Below are 8,944 nucleotides of genomic sequence, written 5' to 3'. Positions count from 1 at the left end.
GGTGAACTCGCCCGGGTGCGGCCCGCGCCGGTTCCGGATGCCGGGCTGCGCCGCGGTCTGTCGGAGCGGCACCGGTCCGTACTGAGCACCTTCTCAGTGCTGGTGCGGGTCAGCCCTCTTCGTGGGAGACCGCGCGGCGCGCGTCCGCGTCCAGGACGCCCCAGCTGATCAGCTGCTCGGTGAGGACCGAGGGCGACTGGTCGTAGATGACGGCGAGAGTGCGCAGGTCGTCCTGGCGGATCGACAGCACCTTGCCGTTGTAGTCGCCGCGCTGGGACTGGATCGTCGCCGCGTACCGCTGCAGGGGGCCCGCCTTCTCGGCCGGCACGTGGGCCAGCCGTTCCAGGTCGAGGACCAGCTTCGGCGGCGGCTCGGCGGCTCCGCCGGGCGTGGTGCCCGGCAGCAGCTCCTGCACGGGAACGCCGTAGAAGTCCGCCAGCTCCGCAAGGCGCTGTACGGTCACGGCGCGGTCGCCGCGCTCGTACGAACCGACCACGACCGCCTTCCAGCGGCCCTGGGACTTCTCCTCGACACCGTGGAGGGAAAGGCCCTGCTGGGTGCGGATGGCGCGGAGCTTGGCCCCGAGCTGTTTGGCGTATTCGCTGGACATATAGCTCCCCGGACACTGTGTCGACGTGCGGCTCGGCCGCGCGGCTGGTGACTCACTGTGAGGTTACGCAGCGTGACTCTGCCTCGTCAAGCCGAATGGTCCGTACCGGGCCCTCTGTGCAGGCGGGGCACGGCCGGGACGAGGGGGGTGATCAGGGGCATTGCCGGGCTGGTAGCGTTGATGGCGCAAATCCGACGTCCTTTAATGATCCGTCCCGAGAGGCGGAGAAGGAGGTCCGTTTCGTATGGACACCGAACAGCAGAAGCAGCAGTACGAGTCCGATGCGCGGCCCGTTCTGGAGGCGCCCGACATCGCGCGGGTCCTGACCCGCATCGCCCACGAGATCGTGGAGCGCGCCAAGGGCGCCGAGGACGTGGTGCTCCTGGGCATTCCGACCCGGGGCGTCCACCTGGCCCAGCGGCTCGCCGCCAAGCTCCAGGAGATCACCGACCGCAAGATCCCGGTCGGCTCCCTCGACATCACCATGTACCGCGACGACCTGCGCATGCATCCGCCGCGTGCGCTGGCCCGCACCGACATCCCCGCTGAGGGCATCGACGGCCGCCTGGTCGTCCTCGTCGACGACGTGCTCTTCTCCGGCCGCACCATCCGCGCCGCCCTCGACGCGCTGAACGACACCGGCCGCCCACGCGCCGTGCAGCTCGCGGTCCTCGTCGACCGGGGCCACCGCGAACTCCCGATCCGCGCCGACTACGTCGGCAAGAACCTCCCCACGTCGTTGCGGGAGACGGTCAAGGTCCAGCTCGCCGAGGAGGACGGTCGCGACACCGTGCTGCTCGGTGTGAAGCAGACCTCCCCGGGCGGGCAGCAGTAGCTCTCCGGCGTACGGCCGCCGCCGTACGCCGCGCCCACTCGCGCCCCGCCCGCCCGGCTGCGCCGCACAGGACACATCCGGGTGCCCGCTTCCCGACCTGAACTGCCTTACGGAGCCTGAAAGATGCAGCGTCATCTCATCTCGGCCGCCGACCTCACCCGCGACGACGCCGTCCTGATCCTCGACACCGCCGAGGAGATGGCCCGGGTCGCCGACCGGCCGATCAAGAAGCTGCCGACCCTGCGCGGCCGCACCGTCGTCAACCTCTTCTTCGAGGACTCCACCCGTACCCGGATCTCCTTCGAGGCCGCCGAGAAGCGCCTCTCCGCGGACGTCATCAACTTCACCGCCAAGGGATCCAGCGTCTCCAAGGGCGAGTCCCTGAAGGACACCGCCCAGACCCTGGAGGCGATGGGCGTCGACGCCGTCGTCATCCGGCACGGTGCCTCCGGAGCCCCCTACCGGCTCGCGACCTCCGGCTGGATCGACGCCGCCGTCATCAACGCCGGGGACGGCACCCACCAGCACCCCACCCAGGCACTCCTCGACGCCTTCACCATGCGGCGCCGGCTCGTCGGCCGGGACGCGGGTCTCGGCCAGGACCTGGCAGGCAAGCGCATCACGCTCGTCGGCGACATCCTGCACAGCCGCGTCGCCCGCTCGAATGTCGACCTGCTGCACACCCTCGGCGCCGAGGTCACACTCGTCGCCCCGCCGACCCTGGTGCCGGTCGGCGTCGAGGCCTGGCCCTGCGAGGTCTCGTACGACCTCGACAGCACGCTGTCCAAGTCCGACGCCGTGATGCTGCTGCGCGTCCAGCGCGAGCGGATGAACGCGGCGTTCTTCCCGACCGAGCGCGAGTACTCGCGGCGCTACGGCCTCGACGGCGACCGCATGGCCAAGATGCCCGAGCACGCCATCGTGATGCACCCCGGGCCGATGGTCCGCGGCATGGAGATCACCGCCGAGGTCGCCGACTCGGAGCGCTGCACCGCCATCGAGCAGGTCACCAACGGCGTCTCGATCCGGATGGCCGTCCTGTACCTGCTCCTGGGCGGCGCCGTGTTCGACGCGAAAAGCGTGCCCGCCGTCACCCACACCCGTACCGAGGAGAAGTAAGACATGAGCAAGATCCTTATCCGTGGTGCGAAGGTGCTCGGCGGCGAGCCGCAGGACGTGCTGATCGACGGCGAGACGATCGCCGAGGTCGGTACGGGGCTTTCGGACGAGGGCGCCGAGGTCGTGGAGGCGGACGGCAGGGTGCTCCTGCCGGGGCTCGTCGACCTGCACACCCATCTGCGTGAGCCCGGCCGCGAGGACTCCGAGACGGTTCTGACCGGCACCCGGGCCGCCGCGAGCGGCGGCTACACCGCTGTGTTCGCCATGGCCAACACCTTCCCGGTCGCCGACACGGCAGGCGTCGTCGAGCAGGTCTACCGGCTCGGCCAGGAGTACGGCTACTGCGACGTACAGCCCATCGGAGCCGTCACCGTCGGCCTGGAGGGCAAGAAGCTCGCCGAGCTGGGCGCGATGCACGAGTCCGCCGCCGGCGTCACCGTCTTCTCGGACGACGGCAAGTGCGTCGACGACGCCGTGATCATGCGCCGGGCGCTGGAGTACGTGAAGGCGTTCGGCGGCGTCGTCGCCCAGCACGCCCAGGAGCCCCGCCTCACCGAGGGCGCCCAGATGAACGAGGGCGTCGTCTCCGCGGAGCTGGGCCTCGGCGGCTGGCCCGCGGTGGCCGAGGAGTCGGTCATCGCCCGGGACGTCCTGCTCGCCGAGCACGTCGGCTCCCGCGTCCACATCTGCCACCTCTCGACCGCCGGCTCCGTCGAGATCGTCCGCTGGGCCAAGTCCCGCGGCATCGACGTCACCGCCGAGGTCACCCCGCACCACCTGCTCCTCACCGACGAGCTGGTGCGCTCCTACAACCCGGTCTACAAGGTCAACCCGCCGCTGCGCACCGAGCGCGACGTGCTGGCCCTGCGCGAGGCGCTCGCCGACGGCACGATCGACATCGTCGCCACCGACCACGCCCCGCACCCGCACGAGGACAAGGACTGCGAGTGGGCCGCCGCCGCCATGGGCATGGTGGGCCTGGAGACCGCGCTCTCCGTGGTCCAGCAGACGATGGTCGAGACCGGCCTGCTCGACTGGGCCGGCGTCGCGGACCGGATGTCCCGCAAGCCCGCCGAGATCGGCCGGGCGAAGGGCCACGGCCGCCCCGTCTCGGCAGGTGAGCCCGCCAACCTCACGCTCGTCGACACGGCATACCGTGGAGAGGTGGACCCCGCGGGCTTCGCGTCGCGCAGCCGCAACACTCCGTACGAGGGTCGTGAGCTGCCGGGCCGTGTCACGCACACGTGGCTGCGGGGCAGGGCCACGCTCGTCGACGGGAAGCTCGCGTGACATCACTCACCCCCCATGCAGCGCAGATCGCAACGGACCTCGCGGCGGACCAGAAGTCCGCGGAAGTGACCGACTGGGCCGCCCGGATCGGCTGGCTCGTCGGCCTCGTCCTGTTCATCGCGCTCGTCTACTGGCTGATGCGCGAGGGCTGGAAGTGGCGTGGCACCCTCCAGGGCGACCTGCCCGAGCTGCCTGCCGTGCCGGAGGAGCCCGGTGACGCCAGACTGAGCATGAGCGGCCGCTACCACGGCTCCACCACCGCCGGGCAGTGGCTCGACCGCATCGTGGCGCACGGCCTGGGCACCCGCAGCAGGGCAGAGCTGAGTCTGACGGACGCAGGTCTGGACGTCGTACGGCCCGGAGCGGCCGACTTCTTCGTACCCCGCGCACAACTGCGCGAGGCACGGCTCGACAAGGGCATCGCGGGCAAGGTCCTCACCGAGGGCGGACTGCTCGTCGTCACCTGGGAGCACGGCGGCAAGCTGATCGACTCGGGGTTCCGCTCCGACCACGCGGCCGAGCACACCGAATGGGTCGACACCCTGAACCACATGATCGACAAGAGCAACGACACGGAAGGCGCACGATGACCACCTCCGACCAGGGGACCGCCGCACAGAGGCAGAAGGCGACCCCCGCCGTACTCGTCCTGGAGGACGGCCGGACGTTCCGCGGCCGTGCCTACGGGGCCGTGGGGGTGACCTTCGGCGAAGCGGTGTTCTCCACCGGCATGACCGGCTACCAGGAGACCCTCACCGACCCGTCGTACCACCGCCAGGTCGTCGTGATGACCGCCCCGCACGTCGGCAACACGGGCATCAACGACGAGGACATGGAGTCCAGGAAGATCTGGGTCTCCGGTTATGTCGTACGCGACCCCGCGCGCGTGCCCTCCAACTGGCGCTCCCGGCGCTCGCTGGACGATGAACTCACCGAGCAGGGTGTCGTGGGCATCAGCGGCATCGACACGCGCGCGCTCACCCGCCATCTGCGCGAGCGCGGCGCCATGCGCGTCGGCATCTTCTCCGGCAACGCGCTGCCCGACGAGGGCACCATGCTGACCGAGGTGCGCCAGGCCCCCGAGATGAAGGGCGCCAGCCTCTACGAGGAGGTGGCCACCAAGGAGTCGTACGTCGTCCCGGCCATCGGCCCCGACGGCGAAACCGTCCCGATCGGTGCCGCGAAGTTCACCGTGGCCGCCGTGGACCTCGGCATCAAGGGCATGACCCCGCACCGCATGGCCGAGCGCGGCATCGAGGTGCACGTGCTGCCCGCCACCGCCACCGTGGAGGAGATCTACGCGGTCGCCCCCGACGGCGTGTTCTTCTCGAACGGCCCCGGCGACCCGGAGCAGGCCGATCACCCGGTCGCCCTGATGCGTTCGGTACTGGAGCGTAAAACGCCTCTCTTCGGCATCTGTTTCGGCAACCAGATCCTCGGCCGCGCCCTCGGCTTCGGCACCTACAAGCTCAAGTACGGGCACCGGGGCATCAACCAGCCGGTGCAGGACCGCACGACCGGCAAGGTCGAGGTCACCGCGCACAACCACGGCTTCGCCGTCGACGCGCCGCTCGACAAGGTCTCCGACACCCCCTACGGGCGGGCCGAGGTCAGCCACGTCTGCCTGAACGACCAGGTCGTCGAGGGGCTCCAGCTACTCGACCAGCCCGCGTTCAGCGTCCAGTACCACCCCGAGGCGGCCGCGGGCCCCCACGACGCCGCCTACCTGTTCGACCGCTTCACGTCTTTGATGAACACAGTCCAGATGGAGGGCCAGCGTGCCTAAGCGCTCCGATATCCAGTCCGTCCTGGTCATCGGCTCCGGCCCGATCGTCATCGGGCAGGCCGCCGAGTTCGACTACTCCGGCACCCAGGCCTGCCGCGTCCTCAAGGCCGAGGGCCTGCGGGTGATCCTGGTCAACTCCAACCCGGCGACGATCATGACCGACCCGGAGATCGCCGACGCGACGTACGTCGAGCCGATCACCCCGGAGTTCGTCGAGAAGATCATCGCCAAGGAGCGGCCCGACGCCCTGCTGCCGACGCTCGGCGGCCAGACCGCCCTCAACACCGCCATCTCCATGCACGAGCAGGGAGTGCTGGAGAAGTACGGCGTCGAGCTGATCGGCGCCAACGTCGAGGCGATCAACAAGGGCGAGGACCGCGACCTCTTCAAGGGCGTCGTCGAGGCCGTACGCGCCAAGATCGGACACGGCGAGTCCGCCCGTTCGGTCATCTGCCACTCCATGGACGACGTGATCCAGGGCGTGGAGACGCTCGGCGGCTACCCCGTCGTCGTGCGCCCCTCCTTCACCATGGGCGGCGCCGGCTCCGGCTTCGCGCACGACGAGCAGGAGCTGCGCCGCATCGCCGGGCAGGGACTCACGCTCTCGCCGACCACCGAGGTGCTCCTGGAGGAGTCCATCCTCGGCTGGAAGGAGTACGAGCTGGAGCTGATGCGCGACAAGAACGACAACGTCGTAGTCGTCTGTTCCATCGAGAACTTCGACCCGATGGGCGTCCACACCGGCGACTCGATCACCGTCGCGCCCTCGATGACGCTGACCGACCGCGAGTACCAGCGCCTGCGGGACATCGGCATCGCGATCATCCGTGAGGTCGGCGTCGACACCGGCGGCTGCAACATCCAGTTCGCGGTCGACCCCGACGACGGCCGCATCATCGTCATCGAGATGAACCCGCGGGTCTCGCGCTCCTCGGCCCTCGCGTCGAAGGCCACCGGCTTCCCGATCGCCAAGATCGCCGCCAAGCTGGCCGTCGGCTACACGCTCGACGAGATCCCGAACGACATCACCGAGAAGACGCCGGCCTCCTTCGAGCCGACCCTCGACTACGTGGTCGTCAAGGCGCCCCGGTTCGCCTTCGAGAAGTTCCCCTCCGCCGACTCCACGCTGACCACGACCATGAAGTCGGTCGGCGAGGCCATGGCGATCGGCCGGAACTTCACCGAGGCGCTCCAGAAGGCGCTGCGGTCGCTGGAGAAGAAGGGCAGCCAGTTCACGTTCGTCGGCGAGCCCGGCGACAAGGCCGAGCTGCTGGCTCAGGCCGCCCGGCCCACCGACGGGCGCATCAACACCGTCATGCAGGCCATCCGCGCGGGCGCCACCCCCGAGGAGGTCTTCGACGCGACCAGGATCGACCCGTGGTTCGTGGACCAGCTGTTCCTGATCAAGGAGATCGCGGACGAACTGGCCGCCGCCGACAAGCTGGAGCCCTCGCTGCTCGCGGAGGCCAAGCGGCACGGCTTCTCCGACGTCCAGATCGGTGAGATCCGCGGGCTGCGCGAGGACGTGGTGCGCGAGGTACGGCACGCGCTGGGCGTGCGGCCGGTCTACAAGACGGTCGACACCTGCGCCGCCGAGTTCGCGGCCAAGACGCCGTACTTCTACTCCTCGTACGACGAGGAGACAGAGGTGGCGCCCCGCGAGAAGGCCGCGGTGATCATCCTCGGCTCCGGTCCGAACCGCATCGGCCAGGGCATCGAGTTCGACTACTCCTGCGTCCACGCCTCCTTCGCGCTGAGCGACGCGGGCTACGAGACCGTGATGGTCAACTGCAACCCCGAGACGGTCTCCACGGACTACGACACCTCCGACCGGCTGTACTTCGAGCCGCTGACGCTGGAGGACGTGCTGGAGATCGTCCACGCCGAGACGCTGGCCGGACCGATCGCGGGCGTGATCGTCCAGCTCGGCGGACAGACCCCGCTGGGCCTGTCGCAGGCGCTCAAGGACAACGGCGTCCCGGTCGTGGGCACCCCGCCCGAGGCCATCCACGCCGCCGAGGACCGCGGCGCCTTCGGCCAGGTCCTCGCCGAGGCCGGACTGCCCGCGCCGAAGCACGGCACCGCCACCACCTTCGCCGGGGCCAAGGCCATCGCGGACGAGATCGGCTACCCCGTACTCGTCCGGCCGTCGTACGTCCTCGGCGGGCGCGGCATGGAGATCGTGTACGACGAGACGCGGCTGTCCTCGTACATCGCCGAGTCGACCGAGATCAGCCCGTCCCGGCCGGTCCTGGTGGACCGCTTCCTGGACGACGCGATCGAGATCGACGTGGACGCCCTGTACGACGGCCACGAGCTGTACCTCGGCGGTGTCATGGAGCACATCGAGGAGGCCGGCATCCACTCCGGCGACTCGGCGTGCGCGCTGCCCCCGATCACGCTCGGCGGGTTCGACATCAAGCGGCTGCGGGCCTCGACCGAGGCCATCGCCAAGGGTGTCGGCGTGCGCGGACTGATCAACATCCAGTTCGCGATGGCCGGTGACATCCTGTACGTCCTGGAGGCCAACCCGCGTGCGTCGCGCACGGTCCCCTTCACCTCGAAGGCGACCGCGGTGCCGCTCGCCAAGGCCGCCGCCCGGATCTCGCTGGGCGCGACCGTCGCCGAGCTGCGCGCCGAGGGGCTGCTGCCGGCCGTCGGCGACGGCGGTGAGCTGCCGCTGGACGCGCCGATCTCCGTCAAGGAGGCCGTCATGCCGTGGTCGCGCTTCCGCGATGTCAACGGCCGCGGCGTCGACACGATCCTCGGCCCGGAGATGCGGTCCACCGGCGAGGTCATGGGCATCGACTCGGTGTTCGGCACGGCGTACGCCAAGTCCCAGGCGGGCGCGTACGGTCCGCTGCCGACCAAGGGCCGCGCCTTCATCTCCGTCGCCAACCGCGACAAGCGCTCGATGATCTTCCCGGCCCGTGAACTCGTCGCCCACGGCTTCGAACTGCTCGCCACGTCCGGCACGGCCGAGGTCCTCAAGCGCAACGGCATCAACGCCTCCGTCGTGCGCAAGCAGTCCGAGGGCGAGGGCCCGAACGGCGAGAAGACCATCGTCCAGCTCATCCACGAGGGCGAGGTCGACCTCATCGTCAACACGCCGTACGGCACCGGGGGCCGCCTCGACGGCTACGACATCCGTACGGCGGCCGTGGCCCGTTCCGTGCCCTGCCTGACGACCGTCCAGGCGCTCGCCGCGGCCGTCCAGGGCATCGACGCGCTCACCCACGGCGACGTGGGCGTACGTTCACTGCAGGAACACGCCGAGCATCTGACCGCGGCCCGCGACTAGCAG

Annotated in this window: 7 protein-coding genes; 6 read left to right on the top strand and 1 reads right to left on the bottom strand. The window is 70.0% G+C overall.

Annotated elements, in window-relative coordinates; all coding sequences use genetic code 11:
- Positions 1-109: 109 nt before the first annotated feature.
- Positions 110-610, bottom strand: coding sequence for a transcriptional regulator BldD (gene bldD / locus AB0D14_RS30595; RefSeq protein ID WP_006379429.1), 501 nt, complete (start codon positions 608-610; stop codon positions 110-112).
- 244 nt (positions 611-854) lie between these two features.
- Here bldD and pyrR point away from each other — a divergent pair, with 244 nt between their 5' ends.
- From pyrR to carB, 6 genes are all read left to right on the top strand, one after another.
- On the top strand, positions 855-1,445 hold the full coding sequence (gene pyrR, locus AB0D14_RS30590) for a bifunctional pyr operon transcriptional regulator/uracil phosphoribosyltransferase PyrR (RefSeq protein WP_362785588.1): 591 nt from the start codon (positions 855-857) through the stop codon (positions 1,443-1,445).
- A 123-nt stretch (positions 1,446-1,568) separates the two neighbouring features.
- Positions 1,569-2,564 carry an aspartate carbamoyltransferase catalytic subunit gene (locus tag AB0D14_RS30585; protein WP_362785585.1) on the top strand — a complete coding sequence of 332 codons (996 nt, stop codon included), beginning with the start codon at positions 1,569-1,571 and terminating at the stop codon, positions 2,562-2,564.
- A gap of 3 nt (positions 2,565-2,567) precedes the next feature.
- Complete coding sequence (locus AB0D14_RS30580) at positions 2,568-3,854, top strand: dihydroorotase (protein ID WP_362785582.1); 1,287 nt, start codon at positions 2,568-2,570, stop codon at positions 3,852-3,854.
- Entirely contained in the window at positions 3,851-4,444 is a 594-nt protein-coding gene (locus AB0D14_RS30575; protein WP_362785579.1) for a hypothetical protein, read from the top strand. The genes AB0D14_RS30580 and AB0D14_RS30575 overlap by 4 nt, the downstream gene beginning before the upstream one ends.
- Positions 4,441-5,640, top strand: a complete 1,200-nt coding sequence (gene carA, locus AB0D14_RS30570) for a glutamine-hydrolyzing carbamoyl-phosphate synthase small subunit (RefSeq protein ID WP_362785577.1) — start codon at positions 4,441-4,443, stop codon at positions 5,638-5,640. The genes AB0D14_RS30575 and carA overlap by 4 nt, the downstream gene beginning before the upstream one ends.
- Positions 5,633-8,941, top strand: coding sequence for a carbamoyl-phosphate synthase large subunit (carB, locus tag AB0D14_RS30565; RefSeq protein WP_362785574.1), 3,309 nt, complete (start codon positions 5,633-5,635; stop codon positions 8,939-8,941). The genes carA and carB overlap by 8 nt, the downstream gene beginning before the upstream one ends.
- Positions 8,942-8,944 lie beyond the last annotated feature (3 nt).

Origin of the sequence: Streptomyces sp. NPDC048484 (assembly GCF_040651415.1) — a bacterium.
GTDB lineage: Bacteria > Actinomycetota > Actinomycetes > Streptomycetales > Streptomycetaceae > Streptomyces.
The sequence above is the reverse complement of the archived record's forward strand: the minus strand, read 5'-3'. Positions and strand labels throughout refer to the sequence as shown.